At 72.4% G+C, this 25,797-nt stretch carries 21 protein-coding genes; 11 read left to right on the top strand and 10 right to left on the bottom strand.

Annotated features, from left to right (window positions below):
- Positions 1 to 27: 27 nt before the first annotated feature.
- Positions 28 to 1,416, bottom strand: a complete 1,389-nt coding sequence (gene lpdA, locus ACGFZK_RS32100; RefSeq protein WP_393852362.1) for a dihydrolipoyl dehydrogenase — start codon at positions 1,414 to 1,416, stop codon at positions 28 to 30.
- 329 nt (positions 1,417 to 1,745) lie between these two features.
- The gene (locus tag ACGFZK_RS32095) at positions 1,746 to 3,275 is read right to left on the bottom strand and encodes a leucyl aminopeptidase (protein WP_393852361.1); all 1,530 of its coding nucleotides are present in this window, start codon (positions 3,273 to 3,275) and stop codon (positions 1,746 to 1,748) included.
- A gap of 345 nt (positions 3,276 to 3,620) precedes the next feature.
- Here ACGFZK_RS32095 and ACGFZK_RS32090 point away from each other — a divergent pair, with 345 nt between their 5' ends.
- From ACGFZK_RS32090 to ACGFZK_RS32070, 5 genes are all read left to right on the top strand, one after another.
- Positions 3,621 to 5,648: a hypothetical protein gene (locus tag ACGFZK_RS32090; protein WP_393852360.1), complete on the top strand. Its 2,028-nt coding sequence runs from the start codon at positions 3,621 to 3,623 to the stop codon at positions 5,646 to 5,648.
- A gap of 93 nt (positions 5,649 to 5,741) precedes the next feature.
- On the top strand, positions 5,742 to 7,268 hold the full coding sequence (pelF, locus tag ACGFZK_RS32085; protein ID WP_393852359.1) for a GT4 family glycosyltransferase PelF: 1,527 nt from the start codon (positions 5,742 to 5,744) through the stop codon (positions 7,266 to 7,268).
- Positions 7,265 to 8,818 (top strand): hypothetical protein, encoded by a 1,554-nt coding sequence (locus ACGFZK_RS32080; RefSeq protein WP_393852358.1) that lies wholly within the window; start codon positions 7,265 to 7,267, stop codon positions 8,816 to 8,818. Before pelF ends, ACGFZK_RS32080 begins: the two co-directional genes overlap by 4 nt.
- Positions 8,815 to 9,510 carry a spherulation-specific family 4 protein gene (locus tag ACGFZK_RS32075; protein WP_393852357.1) on the top strand — a complete coding sequence of 232 codons (696 nt, stop codon included), beginning with the start codon at positions 8,815 to 8,817 and terminating at the stop codon, positions 9,508 to 9,510. The genes ACGFZK_RS32080 and ACGFZK_RS32075 overlap by 4 nt, the downstream gene beginning before the upstream one ends.
- Positions 9,507 to 10,319: an endo alpha-1,4 polygalactosaminidase gene (locus ACGFZK_RS32070; protein ID WP_393852356.1), complete on the top strand. Its 813-nt coding sequence runs from the start codon at positions 9,507 to 9,509 to the stop codon at positions 10,317 to 10,319. Before ACGFZK_RS32075 ends, ACGFZK_RS32070 begins: the two co-directional genes overlap by 4 nt.
- Before the next feature lie 111 nt (positions 10,320 to 10,430).
- Here the strand turns inward: ACGFZK_RS32070 and ACGFZK_RS32065 are convergent, their stop codons facing one another.
- From ACGFZK_RS32065 to ACGFZK_RS32045, 5 genes are all read right to left on the bottom strand, one after another.
- On the bottom strand, positions 10,431 to 11,603 hold the full coding sequence (locus ACGFZK_RS32065; protein ID WP_393852398.1) for a sensor histidine kinase: 1,173 nt from the start codon (positions 11,601 to 11,603) through the stop codon (positions 10,431 to 10,433).
- A 76-nt stretch (positions 11,604 to 11,679) separates the two neighbouring features.
- Positions 11,680 to 12,387: a hypothetical protein gene (locus ACGFZK_RS32060; protein ID WP_393852355.1), complete on the bottom strand. Its 708-nt coding sequence runs from the start codon at positions 12,385 to 12,387 to the stop codon at positions 11,680 to 11,682.
- Positions 12,384 to 14,249, bottom strand: a complete 1,866-nt coding sequence (locus tag ACGFZK_RS32055) for a phosphatidylglycerol lysyltransferase domain-containing protein (RefSeq protein ID WP_393852354.1) — start codon at positions 14,247 to 14,249, stop codon at positions 12,384 to 12,386. Before ACGFZK_RS32055 ends, ACGFZK_RS32060 begins: the two co-directional genes overlap by 4 nt.
- Before the next feature lie 83 nt (positions 14,250 to 14,332).
- Positions 14,333 to 15,397 carry a nicotinate-nucleotide--dimethylbenzimidazole phosphoribosyltransferase gene (cobT, locus tag ACGFZK_RS32050; RefSeq protein ID WP_393852353.1) on the bottom strand — a complete coding sequence of 355 codons (1,065 nt, stop codon included), beginning with the start codon at positions 15,395 to 15,397 and terminating at the stop codon, positions 14,333 to 14,335.
- Between the two features lie 152 nt (positions 15,398 to 15,549).
- Entirely contained in the window at positions 15,550 to 16,755 is a 1,206-nt protein-coding gene (locus ACGFZK_RS32045) for a bifunctional adenosylcobinamide kinase/adenosylcobinamide-phosphate guanylyltransferase (protein ID WP_393852352.1), read from the bottom strand.
- 92 nt (positions 16,756 to 16,847) lie between these two features.
- On the opposite strand from ACGFZK_RS32045, the gene ACGFZK_RS32040 reads away from it, so the two are divergent.
- Positions 16,848 to 17,060 (top strand): hypothetical protein, encoded by a 213-nt coding sequence (locus tag ACGFZK_RS32040; protein WP_393852351.1) that lies wholly within the window; start codon positions 16,848 to 16,850, stop codon positions 17,058 to 17,060.
- Between the two features lie 70 nt (positions 17,061 to 17,130).
- Here ACGFZK_RS32040 and ACGFZK_RS32035 read toward each other — a convergent pair whose 3' ends face one another.
- Together ACGFZK_RS32035 and ACGFZK_RS32030 are read right to left on the bottom strand one after the other, a co-directional pair.
- Positions 17,131 to 17,874 carry a class I SAM-dependent methyltransferase gene (locus ACGFZK_RS32035; RefSeq protein ID WP_393852397.1) on the bottom strand — a complete coding sequence of 248 codons (744 nt, stop codon included), beginning with the start codon at positions 17,872 to 17,874 and terminating at the stop codon, positions 17,131 to 17,133.
- A gap of 65 nt (positions 17,875 to 17,939) precedes the next feature.
- The gene (locus ACGFZK_RS32030; protein WP_393852350.1) at positions 17,940 to 18,548 is read right to left on the bottom strand and encodes a DUF3043 domain-containing protein; all 609 of its coding nucleotides are present in this window, start codon (positions 18,546 to 18,548) and stop codon (positions 17,940 to 17,942) included.
- A 262-nt stretch (positions 18,549 to 18,810) separates the two neighbouring features.
- Here ACGFZK_RS32030 and ACGFZK_RS32025 point away from each other — a divergent pair, with 262 nt between their 5' ends.
- Together ACGFZK_RS32025 and ACGFZK_RS32020 are read left to right on the top strand one after the other, a co-directional pair.
- Complete coding sequence (locus tag ACGFZK_RS32025; protein WP_301371625.1) at positions 18,811 to 19,605, top strand: PspA/IM30 family protein; 795 nt, start codon at positions 18,811 to 18,813, stop codon at positions 19,603 to 19,605.
- A gap of 13 nt (positions 19,606 to 19,618) precedes the next feature.
- A complete protein-coding gene (locus tag ACGFZK_RS32020; RefSeq protein WP_393852349.1) occupies positions 19,619 to 19,897 on the top strand; it encodes a hypothetical protein in 279 nt (92 codons plus the stop codon).
- Between the two features lie 86 nt (positions 19,898 to 19,983).
- On the opposite strand, the gene ACGFZK_RS32015 is transcribed toward ACGFZK_RS32020, so the two are convergent.
- Entirely contained in the window at positions 19,984 to 20,757 is a 774-nt protein-coding gene (locus ACGFZK_RS32015) for a hypothetical protein (RefSeq protein WP_393852348.1), read from the bottom strand.
- Between the two features lie 70 nt (positions 20,758 to 20,827).
- Between ACGFZK_RS32015 and ACGFZK_RS32010 the strand changes: the two genes are divergently transcribed.
- The 3 genes from ACGFZK_RS32010 (at position 20,828) to ACGFZK_RS32000 (ending at position 25,680) form a co-directional block, all read left to right on the top strand.
- Entirely contained in the window at positions 20,828 to 21,649 is an 822-nt protein-coding gene (locus tag ACGFZK_RS32010; RefSeq protein WP_393852347.1) for an adenosylcobinamide-GDP ribazoletransferase, read from the top strand.
- Between the two features lie 34 nt (positions 21,650 to 21,683).
- A complete protein-coding gene (locus tag ACGFZK_RS32005; protein WP_393852346.1) occupies positions 21,684 to 22,412 on the top strand; it encodes a response regulator in 729 nt (242 codons plus the stop codon).
- Positions 22,413 to 22,548: 136 nt separating this feature from the next.
- Positions 22,549 to 25,680 carry an efflux RND transporter permease subunit gene (locus ACGFZK_RS32000; RefSeq protein ID WP_393852345.1) on the top strand — a complete coding sequence of 1,044 codons (3,132 nt, stop codon included), beginning with the start codon at positions 22,549 to 22,551 and terminating at the stop codon, positions 25,678 to 25,680.
- Positions 25,681 to 25,797 lie beyond the last annotated feature (117 nt).

Genomic DNA, 25,797 nt, shown 5'->3' with positions numbered 1-25,797 from the left:
GGAAGTGGTCGTCGCGCCCGTGACGAATTAGTCGTGGGAGTGAAGCGGCTTGCCGGCGAGGGCCAGGTGGGCCTCGCCCATCGCTTCGTTCTGGGTCGGGTGCGCGTGGATGAGCTGCGCGACCTCGGCCGGCAGAGCTTCCCAGTTGTAGATCAGCTGGGCCTCGCCGACCTGCTCGCCCATCCGGTCACCGACCATGTGGACGCCGACCACGGCACCGTCCTTGACCTGGACGAGCTTGATCTCGCCCGCGGTCTTGAGGATCTTGCTCTTGCCGTTGCCCGCCAGGTTGTACTTCAGGGCCACCACCTTGTCCGCGCCGTAGATCTCCTTGGCCTTGGCCTCGGTGATGCCGACGGAAGCGACCTCGGGGTGGCAGTAGGTGACGCGCGGGACACCGTCGTAGTCGATCGGGACGGCCTTGAGGCCGGCCAGACGCTCCGCTACCAGGATGCCCTCGGCGAAGCCGACGTGCGCGAGCTGGAGGGTCGGGACGAGGTCACCGACGGCCGAGATGGTCGGCACGTTGGTCTGCATGTACTCGTCGACCAGGACGTAGCCGCGGTCCATCGCGACGCCCTGCTCCTCGTAGCCCAGACCCTGCGAGACGGGGCCGCGACCCACCGCGACCAGCAGCACCTCGGCCTCGAAGGTCTTGCCGTCGACCAGCGTCACGCGGACGCCGTTCTCCGTGTACTCGGCCTTGTCGAAGAAGGTGCCCAGGTTGAACTTGATGCCGCGCTTGCGGAACGCGCGCTCCAGCAGCTTCGAGCTGTTCTCGTCCTCGACCGGCACGAGGTGCTTGAGGCCCTCGATGACGGTGATGTCGGAGCCGAAGGACTTCCACGCCGAGGCGAACTCGACGCCGATGACGCCGCCGCCCAGGACGATCGCCGACTCGGGGACGCGGTCCAGGACCAGCGCGTGGTCCGAGGAGATGATGCGGTTGCCGTCGATGTTCAGGCCCGGCAGCGACTTCGGCACGGAGCCGGTCGCGAGCAGGATGTGGCGGCCCTGGACGCGCTGGCCGTTCACGTCGACGGAAGTCGGGGAGGAGAGGCGGCCCTCTCCCTCGATGTAGGTCACCTTGCGGGAGGCGACCAGGCCCTGCAGACCCTTGTACAGGCCCGAGATGACCTCGTCCTTGTACTTGTGGACACCCGCGATGTCGATGCCCTCGAAGGAGGTCTTGACACCGAACTGGGCGGCTTCACGAGCCTGGTCCGCGATCTCGCCCGCGTGCAGCAGAGCCTTCGTGGGGATGCAGCCGTTGTGCAGGCAGGTGCCGCCGAGCTTGTTCTTCTCGATCAGGGCAACGTCCAGACCCAGCTGGGATGCGCGCAGCGCCGCGGCGTAACCGCCACTGCCACCGCCGAGGATCACTAGGTCGAAAACGGTGCTGGCGTCGTTCGCCACGTCACGTCCTCCATGCATGTGCGCCGGGCACCGGTCCTCTGTGACCGGGCGGCGGCTGGTAATCGGCCGCTTGTTTCTTCGGCCCTGTGGTGGGGGCCCTGTCCTGCCGAGAACCCATCTTCGCATTTGTCGGGGGAACGCGGGACGCCGGGCCCACGATGTGATGGGGCGATCAGCCCGGACCGAGGGTTACCGATGCGTAGGTACCTACGGAGATACCTACCGATTCCTTGAGGTTTCGCCGTGAGACGGGCACACGCGGACGCAGACGGACGCACCCCGGGCCCTGACCCCGCCCGGGGTGCGTCACGTCACATCACACGCGGTGGTCAGCCCAGGTCGCCCGTGGCCGTGCGCTCGGCCAGACGCACCAGGGTGCGCACGGCGGAGCCGGTGCCGCCCTTGGGGGTGTAGCCGTACGGGGCACCCTCGTGGAAGGCCGGGCCGGCGATGTCGAGGTGGGCCCAGGTGATGCCCTCGCCGACGAACTCCTGCAGGAAGAGGCCGGCCGCCAGGCCGCCGCCCATGCGCTCGCCCATGTTGGCGATGTCTGCGGTGGGGGAGTCCATGGCCTTGCGCAGGTCCGCGGGGAGCGGCATCGGCCACGAGGCCTCGCCGACCTCCTCGGCGATCTCGTGGACCGAGGTGCGGAACGCGTCGTCGTTCGCCATGACGGCGAAGGTCCGGTTGCCCAGGGCCAGCACCATGGCGCCGGTCAGGGTGGCCACGTCGACGATCGCGTCCGGGGCGTCCTCGGAGGCCTTGGTCAGCGCGTCACCGAGGACCAGGCGGCCCTCGGCGTCCGTGTTGAGGACCTCGACGGTCTTGCCGCTGTACATGCGCAGGACGTCACCGGGCTTGGTGGCCGAGCCGGACGGCATGTTCTCGGCGAGCGCGAGCCAGCCGGTCACGTTGACCTGGAGGCCCAGCTTCGAGGCCGCGACGACGGCGGCGAAGACGGCGGCGGCGCCGGCCATGTCGCACTTCATCGTCTCGTTGTGGCCGGCCGGCTTCAGGGAGATGCCGCCCGAGTCGTAGGTGATGCCCTTGCCGACGTAGGCGAGGGTCTTCTCCGCCTTGGGGTGGGTGTAGGAGAGCTTCACCAGGCGCGGCGGGTTCTCGGAGCCCTTGCCGACGCCCATGATGCCGCCGTAGCCGCCCTTGATCAGGGCCTTCTCGTCCAGGACCTGGACCTTGATGCCGTTCTCCTTCGCGGTCGCGGAGGCGACGGCGGCGAAGGCCTCGGGGGTGAGGTCGTTCGGCGGGGTGTTGACCAGGTCACGGGCGATGTTGACCTCGGTGGCCACGACCGTGGCGCGCTCGGCCGCGGCCTTGTGCTCCTTGTCGCGCGGCTTGGCGCCGAGCAGGGCGATCTCGGCGAGCGGCAGCTTGGGGCCACCGTTCTTGGCGGCCTTCTTCCCGCCGCCCTGGTAGGCGGTGAAGGCGTACGCGCCCAGCAGCGCGCCCTCGGCGACGGCGGTGACGGCCGAGGCGTCGTCCAGGGGGAGGGCGAAAGCGGCCTTCTTGGTGCCGTGCAGCGCGCGGGCGGCGGCGCCGGCGGCGCGGCGCAGCACCTCCTCGTCGAACGACTCGTCCTTCTCGGGGACGGAGCCGAGCCCCACCGCCAGCACGACCGGGACCTTGAGGCCCGCCGGGGCCGGCAGCTTGGTGATCTCGCCTTCGCCGCCCGAGGCGCCGAGCGCGTCGAGGATGCCGGCGAGCTTACCGTCGTAAGCCTTGTCCACGGCCTCGGCGCCCGCGGCGACGATCGGTCCCTTGGGGCCCTTCGCCACGCCGACCACGAGGGCGTCGGCGCGGAGCGTCGCCGCGCCGGCAGTGCTGAGAGTCAGAGCAGTCACGGTGGTGAAGTCTCGCTTCCGTTTGTATGTGTGGGCCGAGTGGGTGGACGGCCATCCGTAGCGATCGTATTCGGGCCCGACGGCCGCCGGAAATGAGCCTACGCGTACGCGCTCGTCCGTACGTCACTCGAAGGTTTGGCAAGTTGTTCGATCAAGGGGCCGTCAGGTTCACCCATCTGTGGACTCTGCTCCAGGTTTGCCTCGTAGACCTGACGAGGTCCGAGAGACTCGGTCCACTCTCGCAAGGGGACGCGGGGTTCCTTTGCATGATTTCCACAGAGCCTCCCAGGCCCGGCTGTCCGCCAAGGGCCGAGTCGAGGGACGCCTGCGGGGGGAAAGGCCGAAATGGTCAACAAGAATCGGATGAACAGGGTCGCGGCGATGATGGCCGCAGCAGCCCTGGTGTCCGTGGCAGTACCCGCCGCGACCGCCACGGCGGCCGTGACACCGCGCATCGACCTGAAGGTGCTGGTCGTCGACGACGGCGGCAGCTCGGTCGAGGCGATCACCGCGGAACTCAGGGACACGGGGGTGCCCTACACCCGCGTCCAGCTGGGCAGTAGCGGCCGCCCGGTCATCAACGCGGGCTTCCTCGCCGACACCGTGGACGGCCGTCCGCGCGCCAAGTACCAGGGCGTCGTCCTGCCCAACGAGAACCCGTTCGGCGAGGGCTCGGCCGAAATGGCCGCGCTCGCCGCGTACGAGACGACCTACGGCATCCGCCAGGTCGACGCCTACACCTGGGCGCACCCGGGCGTCGGGCTGGAATACACCGACAACGGCGGCTACAGCGGCCAGCTCGACGGCACCCAGGCCGCCGTCACCACCGCCGGCAAGGCCGGCCCCTTCGCCTACCTCGGCGGCCAGGTCACCTTCGAGGACAACTCGGCCCTGGTCCCCGAGAGCTTCGGCTTCATGGGCAAGCCGCGCCCCGGCTACACCAGCTACGTCGACGCCCCCGTCGGATCCGGCCGGGCCTCCCTCGTCGGCGAGTACGCGCACGACGGCCGCAGCGAACTGGTCGTCACCTTCGGCTACAACCAGTACCAGCAGCAGTTCCGGCTGCTCGCCCGCGGCATCGTCGACTGGCTGACCCAGGGGGTGCACCTCGGCCAGAGCCGCAACTACTTCGCGGTCCACGTCGACGACGTCTTCGCCCCCGACGCCCGCTGGAACAAGGACCTGAACTGCACGCCGGGCGACTACGCCTGCGCGGGCGGCGAGGGCAAGGAGAGCACCATCCGGATGAGCGCCGCCGACGCCGTGTACGCGGCGCAGTGGCAGACGTCCAAGAACTTCAAGCTCGACATGCTCTTCAACGGCGGCGCCGGCGAGGAGTGGAAGGCCGAGAACGGCGGCGCCGACGCACTGACCGCCCAGCTCGTCGCCGACCGCGCCAAGTACCGGTGGATGAACCACACCTACACCCACCCGTTCCTCGGCTGCGTCCAGAACACCGCCGTCACCCCGTGGACCTGTACGAAGAACGCCCAGGGCGCGATCCAGTACATGAGCCGCGCCGAGATCTCCGCCCAGATCCGCGACAACAACAACTGGGCCGCCACCAAGGGGATCACCACCGACCGGTCCGAGCTGGTCACCGGCGAGCACTCCGGCCTCAAGACCGCCCCCCAGCAGGCCGTGGACAACCCCAACCTGGCCGGCGCCCTCGCCGACAACGGGGTCAAGTGGGCCGGCAGCGACAACTCCCGCGAACCCGCGCAGCGAGCGGTCGGCTCGGCCCTCACCGTCCCCCGGCACCCGATGAACGTGTACTACAACACGGGCACCAACGCCGAGATGGCCGACGAGTACAACTGGATCTACACCAGCCGCGCCCACGGCGGAAGCGGTGTCTGCGAGGACAACCCGGCGACCTCCACCTGTCTCCCGGCCCCGCTGAACGTCAACACCGGCTACCTCGACACCATCGTCCCGGCCGAGGCCCGCACCGCCCTGCGCCACGTCCTGGCCAACGACCCGCGGCCGCACTACGTCCACCAGTCCAACCTCGCCGAGGACCGCACCCTCTACCCCGTGCTCAACCAGGTCCTCGACACCTACCGCGCCCTCTACGCCCCCAGCGCGCCGATCGTCAACCAGAGCATGAAGGACACCGGCGTCGAGTTCCAGCGCCGCGCCGCCTGGGACAAGGCCCTCGCGGACGGCAAGGTCACCGCCTACCGCATCGGCAAGGACGTCACCGTCAAGGCGCCCTCCGGGGTCGTCGCCCCGGTGACCGCCCCCACCGGCACCAAGAAGCAGATGCTGCTCGGCACCGCCGACTTCGGCACCGCGTACGCCGGTACCCGCTCCGCCTGGGCCGGTCCCGAGCTGCTCCAGAGCGCCGTCACGCTCAAGCTGCCCAACTGACCGTCCCGCACGCCACCACTGGTACCACCTAGCGCCGGCGCTCCGCGAACCCACGGGCGCCGGCCCCTTTTCCGTCCTGGGGGGACACACCGCATGAGTCATGGGCGTCACGTCACCATGCTCACCGAAGGCACCTACCCGCACGTCCACGGGGGCGTCAGCACCTGGTGCGACCAACTGGTCCGGGGCATGCCGGAGGTCGACTTCAACGTCATAGCCCTGACCGGCTCCGGACGAGAGCCGGTCACCTGGGAACTGCCCCGCAACGTCTACCGGCACACCGCCTTCCCGCTGTGGGGGCCGCTTCCCCCGCGCAGCCGCCGGTCGGCCCTGCGCGGCCGCGCCCACCGCCGCTTCACCGAGGTCTACGAGAGCTTCCTGCTCTCCCTGCTCGACCCCGCGGGCGATCCCGCCCGGCACACCTTCTCCGAAGCCCTGCGCGAACTCGCCGTCCTCGCCCGGGCCGGAAAACTCGCACCGGCGCTGCGCTCCGAATCGGTTCTGCGGCTGCTGATGACCGTATGGACCCGCCCCGGTCTCGCCACCGCCGAGGCCGAGCCCACCATCCACGACGCGCTCACCGCCACCGACCTGCTGGAACACGCGCTGCGCCCGCTCAGTGTCCGGATCCCGCCCGACAGCGTCGCGCACGCCGTCAGCAGCGGACTCGCCACCCTCCCCGCCCTCGCCGCCACCTACCTCGACGGGGTCCCCTTCCTGCTCACCGAGCACGGCATCTACCTGCGCGAGCGCTACCTCGGCTACCGCAGCGCCGCCCAGCGCTGGCCCGTCAAGGCGCTCATGCTCGGCTTCTACCGCGAGCTCAACACCGAGGGCTACCGGCAGGCCGACCTGATCACCCCGTGCAACCAGTACAACCGCCGCTGGGAGGAGCGCGGAGGCGCCGAGTCGGAACGTATCCGCACCGTCTACAACGGCGTCGACCCGCACGCCTTCCCCGAGGCCGGCCCCGAACCGGACGTGCCCACCCTCAGCTGGTGCGGCCGCATCGACCCCATCAAGGACCTCGAAACCCTCATCCGGGCCTACGCCTTCATGCGCGAGGAACTGCCCGCCCTGCGGCTGCGCCTCTTCGGCCCCGTGCCGCCCGGCTGCGAGGAGTACCAGCTCCGCCTGGAGAAGCTCGCCGCCGAACTCGGGGTCAGCGACGGAATCACCTACGAGGGCCGCATCGAGCAGGTGGCCCGCGCCTACGCGGCCGGCAGCGTCGTGATGCTCTCCTCCATCAGCGAGGGCTTCCCCTTCAGCATCATCGAAGCCATGTCCTGCGGCCGCACCACCGTCTCCACCGACGTCGGCGGAGTCCGCGAGGCCGTCGGCGACACCGGCCTCGTCGTACCGCCGCGCGAGCCCGAGACCATGGCCCGCGCCACCCTCGCCCTGCTCCGCGACGACGCACGCCGGGCCGAGCTCGGCCGGATGTCCCGCAAGCGGGTCGTGGAGAAGTTCACCCTCCACCAGTCCGTCGACGGCTTCCGGCACATCTACCGGGAACTCGCCGGCCAGCCCGTCCTGCCCGTCCACGCGGGCGACGAATGGACCCAGCGGCTCGCCGATCCCTGGTACCGCGAACTCGCGGCCGACGGGAGCCTGTGGTGAGCGGATCCCTCTGGCTCAAGCCCCCCGGCCCGGGCTCCGGCCCGGGAGCCGACACGCTCCCGGCCATCCCCCGGCCGCGCCGCGACGGCCGGGGCACCACCGTCGCCGCCGACCCGATGGACGAACTCGCCGAGCGCCTCGACGGGTTCGTCGCCTCGGCCGTCCACCCCGACGAGATCGCCGCCATCCTCGAATCCGACGGCATGACGGACGAGTACATCCGGCTCACCTACGGCCGGCACGACTCCTTCGCCCTCGCCGAGGAGCTCTACGCCCGGGTGCCCCGCTCCTTCCCGGAGCCGGGCGCCGCCCCCGACCCCTGGAAGGTCTCCCTCACCGCCTGCCTGCTGCGCGGGGTGATCTTCGCCCTGCCCGGCCTGGCCTACCTGCTCGGCGCGCCCCTGCTCGAAGGCCCGCAGGACCGCCTCGGCCTGCCGGCCGGGACGCTGACCCTGCTCGCCGGCGCGCTCATCGGCTGGGTCTGGGACCAGACCCTGTCCCACCGGGCCTACTCCTGGCTCGGCCTCGGCGACCGGGCCGCCGCCGGGCGGACCCTGCTCGTCGGCGCGCCCGTCGGATCCCTGCTGGGCACGGCCGCCGCACTGGCGGTGCCCGGCGGGCCGCCCTTCTCCTACGCCTTCGCCGCCGGACAGGCCCTCTACGTCGGGGCCGCCACCGTCCTGCTGGTCCTCGGCCGGGAGCGGCTCCTGCTCGCCGCCCTCGGCCCGATGGCCGCCGGGGCGCTGCTCGCGCTCTTCGTCGACCTGCCCGTGCCGGTACGGGTCACCCTGCTCGTGGTGTCGCTGCTGGCCGCCTGCACCCTGGCCGTGCGGGAGCTCCCGCTGGCCGACGGACTACGGGCCGCCGCGCACCGGATCCGCGGCTGGGCGGCCCGCCGGCCCGGCCAGGGCCCCGTGCGCTGGCAGATGCTGCGCGGCGCCGAGGAGGAGTTCGCACCCCGCGGGCCCCGGCTCGGGGACTCGGTGCCCTACGGGGTCTTCGGCCTCGGCACCGGCCTGCTCGTGCTGTACGCCGCCCTCGGGGAGGTGCTCGCCGGAGGTCCCGCCGAGGCGGTCGCCGCCCCCTCGGCGGTGGCCCTCACCCTCAGCATGGGCCCCGCCGAATGGCTGCTCCACCGGTTCCGCAGCGGCAGCCTCTCCGGGCTCCAGGGGGCCCGTTCACCGCGTGCCTTCCGGCGCCGGATGCTCGGCACCCTGACCCGCTGCCTCGCCCACTACCTGACGGTGCTGCTGACCCTGGGGCTGGCCGGCACCCTGCTCTGGCCCGGCGCCCCCGTCCTCACCGGGGTCCGGATCGCGACCCTGCTGCTGCTCGGGGCCGTGATGTGGACGGGGCTGCTCCTGCAGTCCTTCGGGGCGGTCCGGCCCGCGGCCGTGGTCTGCTCCTCGGCCGCCGTCGCCCAGAGCCTGGCCCTGCTCACCGGCCTGGGTCAGCCCCGCGCGGTCCAGCTGGTGGTGGCGGGCGCGGCCGCCACCGTACTGGCCGCCCTGGTCTGCCTGCTCCTCGGCCGCGCGACCGCCCACCGATGACGCACGATCCGTACGAGGAGAAGGACCCCATGCTGCTGGTGCCCCTCTACGAGCACCCCGCCGACCGGCCGGAGGCCTGGGAGCGGCTCATCCGCTCCGCGGGCCGGCTGCACTCGGTGGTGCTCAACCCCGACAGCGGGCCGGGTGCCGCCCGCGACGAGCGGTTCGCCCTCGTCGCCGAGCGGCTGCGCGAGGCCGGGGTGCCCGTCCTCGGGTACGCCGACACCGACTACGGGCGGCGGCCGCACGCCGAGGTGGTGCAGGACCTGCTGCGCCACCGCGACTGGTACGCCACCGACGGGGCCTTCCTCGACCAGGCCTCGGCCGACCCGGGACTGCTCCCGCACTACGGGCGGCTCGCGGTCGCCGCCAGGGCCGCGGGCGCCCGTACCCTCGTCCTCAACCACGGGGTCCACCCGCACCCCGGCTACGCCGAACTCGCCGACCTGCTCGTCACCTTCGAGGGTCCCTGGGACGCCTACCGGGACGCGGCCGCCGCGCCGCCCTGGACCGCGGACCACCCGGCGGGGCGGTTCTGCCACCTCGTGTACGCCGTCCCGCCCGGCGCGCTCGCCGCCCGGCTCGCCGAGGAACTCGCGGCCGAACGCGGGGCCGGGGTGCACTGCGCCGTCCCGGGCAGCGGCGCGCACCCCTGGGGGACCCTCCCGTACGCCCTGGAGGCGGCGGGATGAGACGCGGGCTCGCACTCCTGCTGGCCGTCCCCCTGCTGTTGCTCGCCGCGTGCACGGCGCAGCCGGACCCGGAACCGGACGAGCTGTCGCCCGACCCGCCGCCGGGGGAGCGCTGGCAGCCGAAGCCGGGGGTGGGCTGGCAGTGGCAGCTCACCGGGAAGCTCGACACCTCGGTGAAGGCGGCGGTGTACGACGTCGACGGGTTCAACACCTCCAAGGAGCAGATCGCCACCCTGAAGAAGGAGGGCCGCAAGACCATCTGCTACCTCTCCACCGGCGCCTGGGAGGACTTCCGGCCGGACGCCGAGGCCTTCCCGAAGACGATGCTGGGCGAGGGCAACGGCTGGGACGGCGAGCGCTGGCTGGACATCCGGCGCGTGGCGGAACTCGAGCCGCTGATGGCCAAGCGGTTCGACATGTGCAAGGAGAAGGGCTTCGACGCGGTGGAGCCGGACAACATGGACGGCTACGCGAACAGGTCCGGCTTCCCCCTGACCGCCGACGACCAGCTGGCGTACAACCGGCTGATCGCCCGGCTGGCGCACGACCGGGGCATGGCGGTCGGCCTGAAGAACGACCTGGACCAGATCCCGCAGCTGGTGGGGGACTTCGACTTCGCGGTGAACGAGCAGTGCATGGAGTACGAGGAGTGCGACCGGTACGCCCCGTTCATCGCCGCGGGCAAGGCCGTCTTCCACGTCGAGTACGAGGGCCGGCTGAGCCGCTGGTGCCCGCGCGCGCGTGCCGCGGAGTTCAGCTCGCTCCAGAAGCGGTACGACCTCGACGCGTGGCGCCAGGTCTGCCGCTAGCCTCGCCGGCACCTTCGCAGTCCGACTCCCCGTCGCCGCCTTCGGGCTCGCCCGGGGCATTTCCAGCCTCGCCGGCGAGGCTGATGGTGGCGAGGCCGAAGCAGGGGGCCCCTAGGCGAAGGGGAGGATGGCGTGGACGCGGTAGCCGCCGCCGTAGCGGGGGCCCGCGAAGCAGGAGCCGCCCAGGGCGCCGGTGCGCTCCCGCATGCCGAGGAGGCCGTGGCCACCGCCCGGGTCGGCCGCGGCCGGGTCGTTCGTCTCGCCGCCGTCGTCGAGGACCGTCACCTCCACCGACGGCCCGACCCGGACCACGCTGACCTCCGCCCTCGCCCCCGGCCCCGCGTGCTTGCGCACGTTCGTCAGCGCCTCCTGGATCACCCGGTACGCCGCCAGGTCCACGGCCGCCGGCAGCGGCCCCGCCTCCCCGTCCAGCTGGACGATCACCTCCACCGGCAGCCCGGCGTGCCGGAAGGTGTCCACCAGCTCGTCCAGGACGCTCAGCCCGGGCGCGGGCTCCGTCGGCGCCTCCGGGTCGCCGGACTGCCGCAGCAGCCCCACCGTGGCCCGCAGTTCGTTCAGCGCCGACCGGCTGGCGTCCCGTACGTGCGCCAGCGCCTCCTTCGCCTGGTCCGGCCGCTTGTCCATGACGTGCGCGGCCACTCCCGCCTGCACGTTGACCAGGGCGATGTGATGGGCCACCACGTCGTGCAGGTCCCGGGCGATCCGCAGCCGCTCCTCGGCGACCCGCCGCCTGGCCTCCTCGTCCCGGGTGCGCTCGGCCCGCTCGGCCCGTTCCCGTATCGCGTCGACGAAGGCCCGCCGGCTGCGCAGCGCGTCACCGGCGGCCGCGGCCATCCCGGTCCAGGCGAAGATCCCGATGTTCTCCTGCGCGTACCAGGGCAGCGGCCCGGCGAGCATGGCCACGCCCGTCAGCCCCGCCATGGTGAGCAGCCCGATCCGCCAGGTCGTCGGCCGGTCTGTGTGGGCGGCCACCGTGTACAGGGCGATCACCGTGCACATGGCGACGGGCGCCCGCGGTTCCCCGGTGGTCAGCTCCAGCAGGGACAGCCCGCAGGTCACGGCGAGCACGGCGCGCGGCTGCCGGCGCCGGAAGACCAGGGCGGCCGCGCCGAGCAGCATCAGCAGCAGCGAGAACGGCTCGGGGGTGCGCGTCCCGAAGGTGGGCCCGTGCGCTCCGTGCGGATCGGCGAAGGAGCCGACCACCATGGCGACGAACGCCCCGAACGCCAGCACGGCGTCGGTGGCGAGCGGATGGGCCCGCATCCACTGTCGGGTGGGGGCGAACCGCCCGAGGTCTGTCGTCACCCGGATACGGTACGGCCTCGCCCGCCGCGGCCCCCTACGACGGCGGGTGGGAGTGCTGCCCCAGCGCGACCCGGGCGCTCACCGGACCCCACTGCGCCCGGACCACGCACACCGCCATGACCGCGGCGATGGCGGCCAGGTGCTCCTTGCCCGCCAGGTTGTCCTTGATCACCACCTCGGCGATCATCACGAGGATCACCAGGGCTCCGGTCAGGTAGGCCCGGTAGCGCCAGCAGACGTAGATGGCCAGCCCGACCACCGCCGCAGAGGGGCCGGTGTCGTTGACGATCCGGTCGGACACCGGCAGGCCGAGGGGATGGTCGGCCCCCAGCGCGAGCCCGATGCGCGCGTACGTGGTCCCGGCGAGGGTGGCGACGTAGCCGACCAGCAGCGTGCGCCACCAGCCGATGCAGATCTCGGCGATCCCGAAGACGAGCAGGATCTGCGCGAGCGCCCCCCACACCGGCAGGTCCAGGGCCGGGACGAACAGCGACAGGGGGGTGCGCAGGAGGGCCAGCCAGAACGGGTCGACCGCTTTGACCGACCCGAGGTTCTGGACCGGCTGGAAGCCCCAGGGGGTGTTCTGCACGATCTGGAAGACCGAGGTCAGGCAGACCGCGCCGAGGGTCATCGGGACCGCCCGCCACTTGTCGCGGACGAGGGTGTCACGGACGGTCCGGAAGATGGGTCCCCACTCACGGCGGGCGAACCGCCGTGGTGGAGAGGTGTTCCACGCTGTCAACGGCGGGTCTCCAGGTGTCTGCGGTGCAGCCACTTCGGAAGGCCGGGGGCCTCCAGGAAGCCCTCGGCCCGGCCGGCCGCGACACCGATCCGCAGCAGGTCCGAACTCTTCTCGAAGAGCATGAACCGCGGTTCCCAGATCGGCCGGTATTTGGCGTTGGCCCGGTAGAGGGACTCGATCTGCCACCAGCGGGAGAAGAAGCTGAGCAGCGAGCGCCACATCCGCAGCACCGGACCCGCGCCGAGCTTGGACCCGCGCTCGAAGACGGACCGGAACATCGCGAAGTTGAGGGAGACCTGGGTGACCCCGATCTCCTTGGAGCGTTCCAGGAGTTCGATGACCATGAACTCCATCAGGCCGTTCTCGGAGTCCCGGTCACGGCGCATCAGGTCCAGCGACAGACCCTTGGGTCCCCACGGTACGAAGGACAGCACGGCCCGCAGATCGCCGTTGCCGTCGGTGCACTCCAGCATCACGCACTGGCCGTCTGCGGGATCACCCAGTCGGCCCAGTGCCATGGAGAAGCCGCGCTCGGTGGCGCCGTCGCGCCAGTCGTCGGCGCGGCGCACCAGCTCGGCCATCTCGTCGGCCGGGATGTCGGCGTGGCGGCGGATGCGGACGGTGTACCCGGCCCGCTTGACGCGGTTGAACGCCTGCCGGACGGTCCGCATGGCGCGGCCCTCCAGGGTGAACTCGGCGGTCTCGACGATCGCCTCGTCCCCGAGTTCGAGGGCGTCCAGGCCGTGCCGGGCGTAGATCTGCCCGGCCTCCTCGCTCGCGCCCATCACGGCCGGCACCCAGCCGTGCTCGCGGGCCTCGGCCAGCCACGGGTCGATGGCGCCGGGCCAGGCCTCCGGGTCGCCGATCGGGTCGCCGGAGGCCAGCGAGACCCCGCCGACGACGCGGTAGGTGACGGCGGCCTTGCCGGTGGGGGACCAGATGACGGACTTCTCGCGGCGCAGCGCGAAGTAGCCGAGCGAGTCCCGGTCGCCCTGCCGGGCCAGCAGTGCCCGCAGCCGCTCCTCGTCCTCCTCGCTGATCGGGTCGACGGCGCGGCGCGAGCGGAAGGCGGCGAACAGCACCGCGAGGAGCAGCAGCATCGACATGACGTTGACGAAGACGTCCACCCAGCCGGGCGTGGTGATCGCCTCGTAGGCCCGGTCGTCGGGGGCCAGGGTGATCAGCCGCATCACGCCGTACTTCCAGCGCGCCGGGAAGGAGGCGTCGGCGCTGAGCGGCGAGGTGTTGGTGGCGCCGACGAGCAGGGCCGCGACCAGCGAGGTGATCAGCAGGCCGACGGCGGCGACGGCGGTGGCGAGCGCCGGGTTGGAGCGGTCGCCCTTGGCGTAGAACTCGCGGCGGCCCAGCAGCAGGGCCCCCGTGAAGGCGGCGGTCAGGGCCAGGGAGACCCAGTTCTGCGGGTGCTCGCGGATCTCCTCGTACGCGTAGAGGGCGTAGGCGAGCAGCAGGGCCAGGAGGCCGCTGAGGACGAGGTTGAGGATCCAGGAGGCCCGCTTGCGGCGGCCGAGGGTGACGGCGAGCAGCAGCGTGAACAGCCCGGAGGCGAAGCCCGCGGTGAGCATGTACGGGGTGTAGAAGTCCTCGACGTTGTGGCGCCGAAGGTCCTGCCCGAGCGAGACCCACACCGCGCTGAGGAAGTTGACGAAGGTGACGACGCGCAGGTACCACACCGCGAACGCGGCGCCGCGCCCTGAGCGGGTGCTCCCCCGGCCGGTCTCCCGGCCGCCCCCCGCCACCCTGCCGGCGGGGTCGCCGCCGGTCTCTTTCCTGCCGGCTGACGGACCGGACGCCGGTGAGGCGGTGCGGTCGGTCTCTGCGCTGGTCAAACGGACCTCTCCCATAAAAAGCGATCATATGGGGCGCGGCTGTCCGTCCTTGTGCGGTCGGGGACCACGGCCTGGTCAGGACCGGGGGCCCCGGCGGCTCATTCCGTCGGCTCCGCCGCCGCCCGCTCAGGGAGTTCCGCCGCGAGTGCGGCGGCCGCCTGGACGAGGGGGAGAGCCAGCAGTGCCCCGGTACCTTCACCTACTGTGACGCCGTGATCGAGCACGGGGTTGAGCGCCATCCGGTCAAGTGCCTTCGCCTGGCCCGGCTCGCCGCTCGCCTGCCCGGCCAGCCACCAGTCGGGGGCCCGGAACGCAGCCCGCTGGGCCACCAGCCCGCAGGCGGCCGAAACCACACCGTCGAGAATGACCGGAGTACGGCGCACCGCGCACTGGAGCAGGAAACCGGTGATGGCGGCCATGTCCGCACCGCCGACCGCGGCCAGCAGCGCCACCTGGTCGCCCAGGACCGGGCGGGCCCGGCGCAGCGCGTCGCGGATCGCCGCGCACTTGCGCATCCAGGCCAGGTCGTCGATGGGCAGTCCGCCGCGGCCGGTGACCACCGAGGCGTCGGTTCCGCACAGGGCGGCGACGAGGGTCGCGGCGACGGTGGTCCCGCCGACGCTGAGGTCGCCGAGGACGACCAGATCCGTTCCGGAGTCGGCCTCCTCGTCGGCGATCCGCATCCCGAGCCGCACCGCGGCCTCGGCCTCCTCGGCCGTCAGCGCGTCCTCCACGTCGATCCGGCCGCTGCCGCGCCGTACGCGGTGCCGGACGACGTCCGCGGGGAGCAGCTCGGGATCGCAGTCGAGGCCCGCGTCGACGATCCGTATGGTGGCGCCGAGCCGGCCGGCCAGGATGGCCACGGGGCTGGTCCCGTCGAGGACGCCCCGCACCAGTTCGTGGCCGGTGGACGCGGCCCGCGCGGAGACGCCCTCGGCGGCGATCCCGTGGTCGGCGGCGAACAGCACCACGCGGGGACGCTCGATCGGCTTGACCGGAACCCGCCCCTGCGCGGCGGCGAGCCACTCGGCGAGCTCGTCGAGCCGGCCCAGTGCGCCGGGCGGCACGGCGAGGCGCTCACGGCGTTCCTCGGCATCACGCCGGACGCCCCCGTCGGGGCGCTCGATCAGATCGGAGAAGTCGTCGAGATTCAGCGTGCTCATCTGCCAGAGAGTACAGCCGGTGAGGCCCTCCCTCAGGCCTTGGACGAGCGGTTGCGGCCCGGTCCCGCGCGAGCGCCCGGCGGACCAACCCGCCTCTCCCGGCCGGGCATTGTCCGGGCAGGACGGCCCCGGCAAGATCCGGAAGAGACGGCCTAGTCCTTGAGTACGGTCACCTGGCCCGCGACGACGAGCAGTACGTGCTCGCACTCGCCCGCGACCCTCGCGTTCAGCCGGCCCAGCTCGTCGCGGAAGCGGCGGCCCGAGGCGGTCGCCGGGACGACGCCCGAGCCGACCTCGTTGCTGACCAGTACCACCGGACGACGGGTTGCGCGGACGGCCGCCACCAGCTCGGCCGTCCGCTCGGCGAGCTGGTGCCGGCCGCCCTTCGCCCACACCGAGTCGTCCCAGGCCCCGGCCCGGTCCATCGCGTCCGTCAGCCACAGCGCCAGGCAGTCGATCAGCAGTGGCGGCCCGTCTGCGGCCAGCAGCGGCGCCAGATCACACGTCTCCACCGTCCGCCAGCTCCCCGGCCGGCGCTCCCGGTGCAGGCCCACCCGCTGCGCCCACTCCGCGTCCCCGTCACGGGTGCCGCCGGTGGCCACGTAGACCACCTCGGGGAAGGACTCCAGCCGGCGCTCCGCCTCCACGGACTTGCCGGAGCGGGCTCCGCCCAGCACCAGGGTCCGGCGCGGCAGGTCCGCCGTCGCGCGGTACTCCCCGACGACCACGGTGGTCCCGTCCGGCACCACCCGCGCCCCGGCGGTCGCGCACCGGCGGGCCAGCTCCCGGCCCGGCGTGACGTCGTGGTCCAGGTGGACGGCGATCACGTCCGTGGCCGGGCCGACCGCGCCGCTCGCCCGCAGCCGCGCCAGCGCCTCGGGCCGGCCCAGCACATCGGCGAGCACCATGTCGTACGGGCGCAGCCCGGCCCGGTCGGCCGTCCCGGCCGGGGCCCCGCCGGGCGGCAGGTACAGCAGCCGGCCGCCGTCCGGGCCGGTCACCTCGTACCCGGTGCCCGGCGCGTCCATCGGCACGGCCCGCACCCGGTGCCCGGAGATCACCGCGAGCTCCTGCCCGTCCGGGACCCGCCCGGCGGCCGGCAGCCCGGGCGGCAGCTCGACCGCGGGCCCGTCGTGCGGGTGCGTCAGGAGGACCTGCCGCACACCGGCCAGCGAATGCCCGGCCCGGGCGCCGGCCAGCACCGCCCCGGGAGTCAGGTCCAGCAGCAGCGCGCCGTCGACGAGGAGGGCCGTGGCGGCGCGGGAGCGCGGGCCGACGGAGACCGCGCAGGCCGCGCAGGGGCAGCCGGGCCGGGGCAGGCCCTCGGGTGTACCGGTGCCGAGCAGAGTGAGTTCCACAGGATGATCCTCCCGCGTCGCCGAGACTGCTGCGCGCCCGGTTAGTCTGCGGGCAGACTCAGGACACGAAGTGTGCGAGCAACGGAGGCGACATGGCGTGGACGTGGCGGTTCGAGACGGCCGACGGCAGCGAGGCGAGCCCGTCGGTGGTGCCCGAGGAGTTCACCACGCAGGGCGACGCGGAATCCTGGATCGGCGAGTACTGGAAGGACCTGCTGGAGGGCGGCACCGAGCGGGTGAAGCTGTCCGACGACAGCGGGACGGAGCTCTACACGATGAGCCTGCGGGACGCCCTCGAGGCGTAGCCGCCGGGTGAGGGCGGGAACGACGGAGCCGCCGGGTCACGACCCGGCGGCTCCGTCGTTCCGTCAGGGCTCAGCCCCGTACCCCGCACAGGTGCAGCAGCGCGGCCACGCCCCGGTAGGGGTCGCTGCGGCCGGCGCGGTCCTCGGCGGCCAGGAGCTGCTCCAGCTCCTCGTCGGGCGGCAGGACCTCGCCCGCCTCGGTGCCGTCGGTGAAGACGCGTACGCCGTACCAGGCCTGCAGCGGGGCGCCGATCCCCGAGAGGGTCGCCGTCAGCCCGCCCAGCCGGTCCGCGCGGACGTCCAGGCCCAGCCGGTTCGTGTAGTCGACGGAGTCGAACGCGGCCAGCGCGCCCTTCCAGTCGCCGTCCAGGCCCGGCCGCATGGCGAGCGCGTCGCCGTTGCGCACCAGCAGGGACAGCAGACCGCCGGGGGCCAGCATCCGGGCCAGCCCGGCCAGCATGGCGTCCGGCTCGGGTACGTACATCAGCACCCCGTGGCACAGCACCACGTCGAAGCTGCCCGGCAGGAAGTGGGCGCCGGTCTCGCGGCCGTCGCCCTCCATGAGGCGGACGCGGTCGCGGATCCCGGCGGGCTCCGCGGCCAGCGCCTCACGGGCGACGGCCAGCATGCCGGCGTCCTGCTCGAGGCCCGTCACCTTGTGGCCGGCGCGGGCCAGCCGCAGGGCCTGCGTGCCCTGGCCCATGCCCACGTCGAGTACGCGCAGCCGCTGCCCGACCGGGAAGCGGTGCGCGATCTGCTCGTCGACCTGCCGGCCCACGAGCTCCTGCCGGACGGCGTTGCGCAGTCCGCCCAGGCCTTCCAGCCAGAGCCGTGCGCCTTCCGCGAAGCCTTCCCCCGATGTACCGGGCGTCGCTCGGCTCAGGGCCGTTCCCCGCGCTTGACCTGGGGCTTCGGCAGGCGGAGCCGGCGCATTTGGAGGGTGCGCATGAGGCCGTAGGCGATGGCGCCGCGGCGGGGCTCGTCCGGGAAGCGTTCGACGAGGGACTTCCGCAGGCGGAAGACCAGGCCGATGGAGTCGAGGAGGATCAGGACGATCACGCCGAGCCACAGCATCAGCGCGACGCTCTGGATCGCCGGCTGCCGGATCATGCTCAGCACCAGGATGACCACTGCCAGCGGCAGGAACATCTCGGCGACCGAGTAGCGGGAGTCCACGTAGTCGCGGACGAACCGGCGCACGGGTCCCTTGTCACGGGCGGGCAGATAACGCTCGTCGCCGCTGGCCAGCGCCTCGCGCTGCTTGGCCATCTCGGTACGGCGACGCTCACGGGCTCGCTTGGCATCCTCCTTGCGATTGCCTGTCGAGGCCACCACGCTCTTGCGCTGCGACTGGGCCACAGCACGCTTCGGCGTAGGGCGGCCCTTCGGGGCCTGCGGGTCACGGGGCTGCGAGAGGTCGGCGCTCACCTTGTCGGTGGCGGCGGCCTTCTCTTCCTTGGAGGAGCGGCTACCAAACACAAAACCCAAGCCTACGTGGTTGCGGGCATGGCCCCCACCCCGCTGGGGAACGATCCGGCAACGGCGGGCGTCTTCCCATTGCACGGTGCGTGCGGTGGGCCCGTTCTCCTGGGATCACCTACTCCTTACGCCTGATGGGGCGCTGGCGTAGTCGTCCTGGAGGAGGAGCGCATCCGTCCTCGAACAGTGCGGTAATGGAGACAGGGCCCGTACTGTGGGTCCTGTCGGTGACCTGGAGCACAGTCCGTCTAGAAGGGGGCGCGCGAAGCCCATGAGCGGTGTCATGAAGCGTATGGGGATGATCTTCCGCGCGAAGGCGAACAAGGCCCTTGACCGGGCCGAGGACCCGCGCGAAACCCTCGACTACTCGTACCAGAAGCAGCTGGAGCTGCTGCAGAAGGTGCGCCGCGGAGTCGCCGACGTGGCGACCTCCCGCAAGCGTCTGGAGCTGCAGCTGAACCAGCTCCAGGGGCAGTCCGCCAAGCTGGAGGACCAGGGCCGCAAGGCCCTCGCCCTGGGCCGCGAGGACCTGGCCCGTGAGGCCCTGTCCCGTCGCGCCTCGCTCCAGCAGCAGGTCAGCGACCTGGAGGTGCAGCACCAGACCCTCCAGGGCGAGGAGGAGAAGCTGACGCTCGCCGCCCAGCGCCTCCAGGCCAAGGTGGACGCCTTCCGCACGAAGAAGGAGACCATCAAGGCCACCTACACGGCGGCCCAGGCGCAGACCCGGATCGCGGAGTCCTTCTCCGGCATCTCCGAGGAGATGAGCGACGTCGGCCTGGCCATCCAGCGGGCCGAGGACAAGACCGCCCAGCTGCAGGCCCGGGCGGGCGCGATCGACGAGCTGCTGGCCTCCGGCGCGCTCGACGACCAGAGCGGACTCGGCTCCAAGGACGACATCCAGGCCGAGCTGGACCGCCTCTCGGGCGGTACGGACGTGGAGCTGGAGCTCCAGCGCATGAAGGCCGAGCTGGCGGGCGGCCCGTCCGCCCAGCAGCAGGCCATCGAGGGCGGCGCCCAGGGCAACGGCCAGCAGCCGCAGACTCCGCACCGGTTCGACAAGCAGTAGGACGGGGCCCGTCATGATTGTCCGCATCATGGGGGAAGGCCAGGTCGAGGTGGCCGACAGCCACCTCGCCGGGCTCAACAAGCTGGATGACGAACTGCTCGCGGAGATGCAGGGCGGTGACGAGGAGGGCTTCCGGCGGACGCTGGGTGCGCTGCTCGACGCCGTGCGCAGACTCGGCGAGCCGCTCCCGGACGACGCGCTGGAGCCGTCCGAGCTGATCCTGCCGGCCCCCGACGCGACGCTCGACGACGTCCGGGAGATGCTCAGCGACGACGGCCTGATCCCGGGCTGACCCGCGGCCGATCCGGGCCGATCCGGTCCGGCGCACCGACACGACGGCGGGCCCTCCCCTGCACGGGGGAGGGCCCGCCGTCGTTCTCACTGCGGGGGAGGTTTCTCCAGCGAGACGGTGTGCTCCGGGTCGGGGGTCCCGCCGATGAAGTTCTCGAACCGGCGGCGCGGCCGCGCCCAGCGCCGGTCGTGGTGGAAGGCGCGCAGCCCGGCCTTGGCCCGGGCGCGCGGACGGTTCGCGTAGAACTTCTTCGCGTACGGGGACCCGGGCCGGGCCAGCCGGATCGCGCCGACCAGCGCGACGAGGGGGACGACCAGGCCGAAGAGGGCCGTGCGCGCCTTGCCCTTCCACAGGGCGATCAGGGCCAGGAAGAAGTTCGTGGCCGCGTTCATGACGACCAGCCCGCGGCTCTGGCGCTCCTCGGCGGACAGGTCGTTCACCCCGAAGGGTACGAATCCGCCCAGGACCAGGGCCACCACGGCGGCCGTCACGACGACGATCTCCACGCTCTTGCGGCCCTGCTCGCTCCAGTAGACGTCGTCGAGGTGCAGGATCAGCGCGAACTCGTCCAGGACCAGGCCCGCGCCCAGACCGAAGAGCACGGCGGAGAGTCCCGCGCCGAAGCCGTGCCGGCCGCTGCCGACCGCGCCGAACCCGCCGATGATCACGAGGATCACGCCCGGCACCACGTGGTGGATGTGCAGACCGCCCGGGGTGACGTTCTTGAAGGGCCCCCGGCCCGCCCGGATCAGCCGGGTGATCACGCGAGTGACCAGGAACGACATCACGAAGGAGAGCAGGGCGAGGAGGAGGGGCAGCTTCCCCGGTTCGATGATGTTCCGATACCACCAGTGACCCATCCCACTGACTCCCTATTTGGAACGTAATGGGTAATTTACCGCTCACGCCGAGCGGGTACCGTTCCCGCCGATGACAGATTCGTTCGACGGCCCGCCCCCGACGCCGCCCGCGGAACGCGCCGCGTTCCTCGACGGCGTCCGTTTCGCGTTCGGCACCCTCACTGTGCTGCCCGCCCGCATCACCCGCTGGGACCGCCCCGCCGCCCGCACCGGAATGGCCTGCGCCCCGCTGGCCGGACTGGTCGTGGGCCTGCTCGCGGCCGTCCCCGGAGTGCTCCTGCTGCTGCTCGGCGGGGGCCCGCTGCTCGCCGCGACCCTCACCGTCGCCGTACCGGCCGCGCTGACCCGGGGACTGCACCTGGACGGACTCGCCGACACGGCGGACGGCCTCGGCAGCTCCAAACCCGCCGACGAGGCCCTGCGCATCATGAAGCAGTCCGACATCGGCCCCTTCGGCGTCGTGACCCTGGTGCTCGTACTGCTCGTGCAGGTGGCCGCCCTGGCCGAGATCTACGCCGGCAGCTGGATCCGCGGCGCCCTCGCCGCCGTGGTCGCCGCCGTGGCGGCCCGCCTCGCCATGACCCTGGCCGCCCGCGAAGGCGTCCCCGCGGCCCGCCCCGGGGGACTCGGCGCCGCCGTCGCCGGGGTGGTCCCGCGCGGCGCCGCCGCCGCGATCACCGCGCTCGTCGTCATGGCCGCAGCAGCCGCCGCCCTCCCGATGGGCCCGCTCGCCGCCGGCCGGCAGGCGGCGGCCGTCCTGGCCGCCCTGCTCGTCGCGCAACTGCTGCTCCGCCGCTGCGTACGCCGCTTCGGCGGGGTCACCGGCGACGTCTTCGGCGCCCTGGCCGAGGTCGCGGCGACCACCGCGCTGATCGTCCTCGCCCTGGGCTGAGCGGGCCGGCGGCGGGCCCGCGTACCCTCACCCCGTGGACCACACTGCGACGGACCCGCCCTCCGCCGCGCCCGTCAGGGTGCTGCTCGCCGACGACCAGGCGCTGCTGCGCAGCGCCTTCAAGGTGCTCGTCGACTCCGAGCCCGACATGGAAGTCGTCGGCGAGGCCTCCGACGGGGCCCAGGCCGTCGAACTCGCCCGCAGCACGCGGCCCGACGTCGTCCTCATGGACATCCGGATGCCCGGGACCGACGGGCTCGCCGCCACCCGCATGATCAGCGCGGATCCCGAACTCGCCGCCGTGCGCGTGGTGATGCTGACGACCTTCGAGGTCGACGAGTACGTGGCCGCGGCACTGCGGGCCGGCGCCTCCGGCTTCCTCGGCAAGGGCGCCGAGCCCGAGGAACTGCTCAACGCCATCCGCGTCGCCGCGGCCGGCGAGGCGCTGCTCTCCCCGGCCGCCACCAAAGGGCTCATCGCCACCTTCCTCGCCCAGGGCGGCGGGGCCGAACCCGCCGTCGCCGGAGGCTCGGCCGGGGCGCACGCACAGCGGCTGGCCGCGCTGACCGTCCGGGAGCGCGAGGTCCTCGTACACGTCGCGGCGGGGCTGTCCAACGACGGGATCGCCGGACGGCTGGAGGTCAGCCCGCTGACCGTCAAGACCCATGTGAACCGGGCCATGGCCAAGCTCGGCGCCCGCGACCGGGCCCAATTGGTGGTTATTGCGTACGAATCGGGACTGGTCCGCCCCCGCGGGGAGTAACACCGCCCCATACGACGTACTCCAGACGCGGTATGCCGCACATAAGGACGGCACCTGCGAGCGACGAAACGCACCACCGCGATGGGACAGGGTGGGGGTGCCCTCGCGTTCGTCACTGCAGAGAGATCCCATACCCATGTCCTGGCTGTCCCGCTTCAGCCTTGCCCAAAGGGCGTTGGTCGGCCTCGTGTCGATCGTCGCGCTCCTCTTCGGCGCCATAGCCATCCCGCAGCTCAAACAGCAGCTGCTGCCCTCCATCGAATTGCCGATGGTCTCCGTGCTCGCGCCGTATCAGGGCGCCTCGCCCGACGTGGTGGAGAAGCAGGTCATCGAACCGATCGAGGCCATGCTCAAGGGTGTCGACGGCCTCACCGGCATCACCTCCACCGCCAGTGAGGGCAACGCCCTCATCATGGCCACCTTCGACTACGGCGACAGCGGCACCAAGCAGCTCGTCGCAGACGTCCAGCAGGCCGTCAACCGGGCCCGCGTCCGGCTGCCCGCCGAGGTCGACCCGCAGGTCGTGGCCGGCTCCACCGACGACATCCCGACCGTCATCCTGGCCGTCACCTCCGACAAGGACCAGCAGGCGCTCGCCGACCAGCTGGAACGTTCCGTCGTCCCCGTCCTGACGGACATCGAGGGCGTCGGCCAGGTCACCGTCGACGGCGTCCAGGACCTCCAGGTCACCGTCACCCCCGACGACGCCAAGCTCGCGGCCGCCGGCCTCGACGGTGCCTCCCTCGCCCAGGGCCTCCAGGCGGGCGGCGCGTCCGTTCCCGCCGGCTCCTTCGACGAGGCGGGCAAGAACCGGACCGTGCGCGTCGGCTCCGGCTACACCTCCCTCGCGCAGCTGCAGGACCTGCGCCTGAGCCCCGGCCCGGGCAAGCCCGCCGTCCGCCTCGGGGACGTCGCCGCCGTGAAGCAGGAGCCGGCCAAGGCCGTCTCCATCACCCGGACCAACGGCAAGCCCAGCCTCGCCCTCGTCCTCACCATGGACAAGGACGGCAGCGCCGTCGCCATCTCCGACGCGGTCAAGGACAAGCTCCCCCAGCTGCGCACCGCACTCGGCGCCGGCGCCGACCTGACCGTGGTCAGCGACCAGGGCCCGGCCGTCGCCAAGTCCATCTCCAGTCTCACCACCGAGGGCCTGCTCGGCCTGCTCTTCGCGGTGATCGTGATCCTGGTCTTCCTCGCCTCGCTGCGCTCGACGCTGGTCACCGCGGTCTCCATCCCGCTGTCCGTCGTCCTCGCGCTCATCGTGCTGTGGACCCAGGACCTGTCGCTCAACATGCTGACCCTGGGCGCGCTCACCATCGCCATCGGCCGCGTGGTCGACGACTCGATCGTGGTCCTGGAGAACATCAAGCGCCACCTCGGCTACGGCGAGGAGCGCGAGGCCGCCATCATCACCGCGGTCAAGGAGGTCGCCGGCGCGGTCACCTCCTCCACCCTCACCACCGTCGCCGTCTTCCTGCCGATCGGTCTCACCGGCGGCATGATCGGCGAGCTCTTCGGCTCGTTCTCGCTCACGGTCACCGCGGCCCTGCTGGCCTCGCTGCTCGTGTCGCTGACGGTCGTACCGGTGCTCTCGTACTGGTTCCTGAGCGCGCCCAAGGGCGTCGATCCCGGGAACGCCGAGAGCGCGGCGAAGGCCCGCCGCGAGGCCGAGGAGAAGGAGGCGCGCAGCCGCCTCCAGCTCTTCTACGTCCGCGTCCTGGGCTTCGCCACCCGGCGCCGGCTGACCAGTGTGGCCATCGCCGTCGTCGTCCTCATCGGCACCTTCGCGATGACCCCGATGCTGAAGACCAACTTCTTCGACCAGGGCGAGCAGGAAGTCCTGACGGTCAAGCAGGAGCTCGCCCCCGGCACCTCGCTGGCCGCCTCCGACGAGGCGAGCCGCAAGATCGAGAAGGTGCTCGGCTCGGTCGAGGGCGTCAAGACCTACCAGGTCACCGTCGGTTCCTCCGGCTTCCTCGCGGCCTTCGGCGGCGGTACGGGCTCCAACCAGGCCTCGTACCAGGTCACCCTGAAGGACTCCGGCAAGGCGGACGCCGTCAAGAAGGGCATCGAGGACAAGCTGGCCGCCCTCGACGGCATCGGCGAGACCCGCATCGTGGCGGGCGACGGCTTCGGCAGCCAGAACCTCAGCGTGGTCGTCAAGGCCGGAGACGCCAAGGTCCTCGCCGAGGCCGCCGAGCAGGTGCGTGCCGAGGTGGCGAAGCTCAAGAACGTCGCCGACGTGCAGAGCGACCTGTCCCAGTCCGTGCCCCGCATCTCCGTGACCGCCACCCCCAAGGCGGCCGAGGCCGGTCTGGACCAGGCCGCGCTCGGCGCCGTCGTCGGGCAGGCCGTACGGGGCAACCCGGCGGGCAAGGCCGTACTGGACGACACCGAGCGGGACATCGTCATCAAGTCCGCGCAGCCGGCCACCACCCTGGCCGAACTGCGGGCGCTGCGGGTCGGCCCGGTCAAGCTCGGTGACATCGCCGAGGTCAAGGAGGTCCCCGGCCCGGTCGCGATGACCCGGATCGACGGCGCCCGCGCCGCCACCGTCACCGCACGGCCGCTCGGCGACAACACCGGCGCGGTCAGCACCGAGCTCCAGACCAAGCTCAAGGCCCTGGACCTGCCGGAGGGCGCCACGGCCTCCATCGGCGGAGTCTCCGAGGACCAGGACGAGGCCTTCGGCTCCCTCGGCCTGGCCATGTTCGCGGCCATCGCGATCGTGTTCATGCTGCTGGTCACGACCTTCCGGTCGCTGGTCCAGCCGCTGATCCTGCTGGTCTCCATCCCGTTCGCGGCGACCGGCGCACTGGGCCTGCTGATCATCACCGGCACCCCGATGGGCGTCCCGGCGATGATCGGCATGCTGATGCTCATCGGCATCGTCGTGACCAACGCGATCGTCCTGATCGACCTGGTCAACCAGTACCGCGCCCAGGGCCTGGGCGTCGTCGAAGCGGTCATCGAGGGCGGCCGGCACCGCCTGCGCCCGATCCTGATGACGGCCCTGGCGACGATCTTCGCGCTGCTCCCGATGGCGCTGGGCGTCACCGGCGAGGGCGGCTTCATCTCGCAGCCGCTCGCGGTCGTGGTGATCGGCGGCCTGGTCAGCTCGACCCTGCTGACGCTGCTGCTGGTGCCGACCCTCTACACGATGGTCGAGCTCCGCAAGGAGCGCCGCCGCGCCAAGCGCTCGGCGCGCGGCGTGGCCAAGCCGAGGGAGGTTTCCCCCAGCGAGGAAGAGGCGCCGGCCAACGCCTGACCGGGCCGGGGGGGGGGGGGGGCCCCGCCCCCCCCCCCCGCCCCCCCGCCCCCGGGGGGGGGGCCGGGGGGGGGGCCCCCCCGCGGGGCGGGGGGGGGGGGGGGCGGGGCGGGGGGC

Origin of the sequence: Streptomyces sp. NPDC048257, assembly GCF_043201855.1 — a bacterium.
Classification (GTDB): domain Bacteria; phylum Actinomycetota; class Actinomycetes; order Streptomycetales; family Streptomycetaceae; genus Streptomyces.
This window is presented reverse-complemented; position numbering and strand designations above follow the sequence as displayed.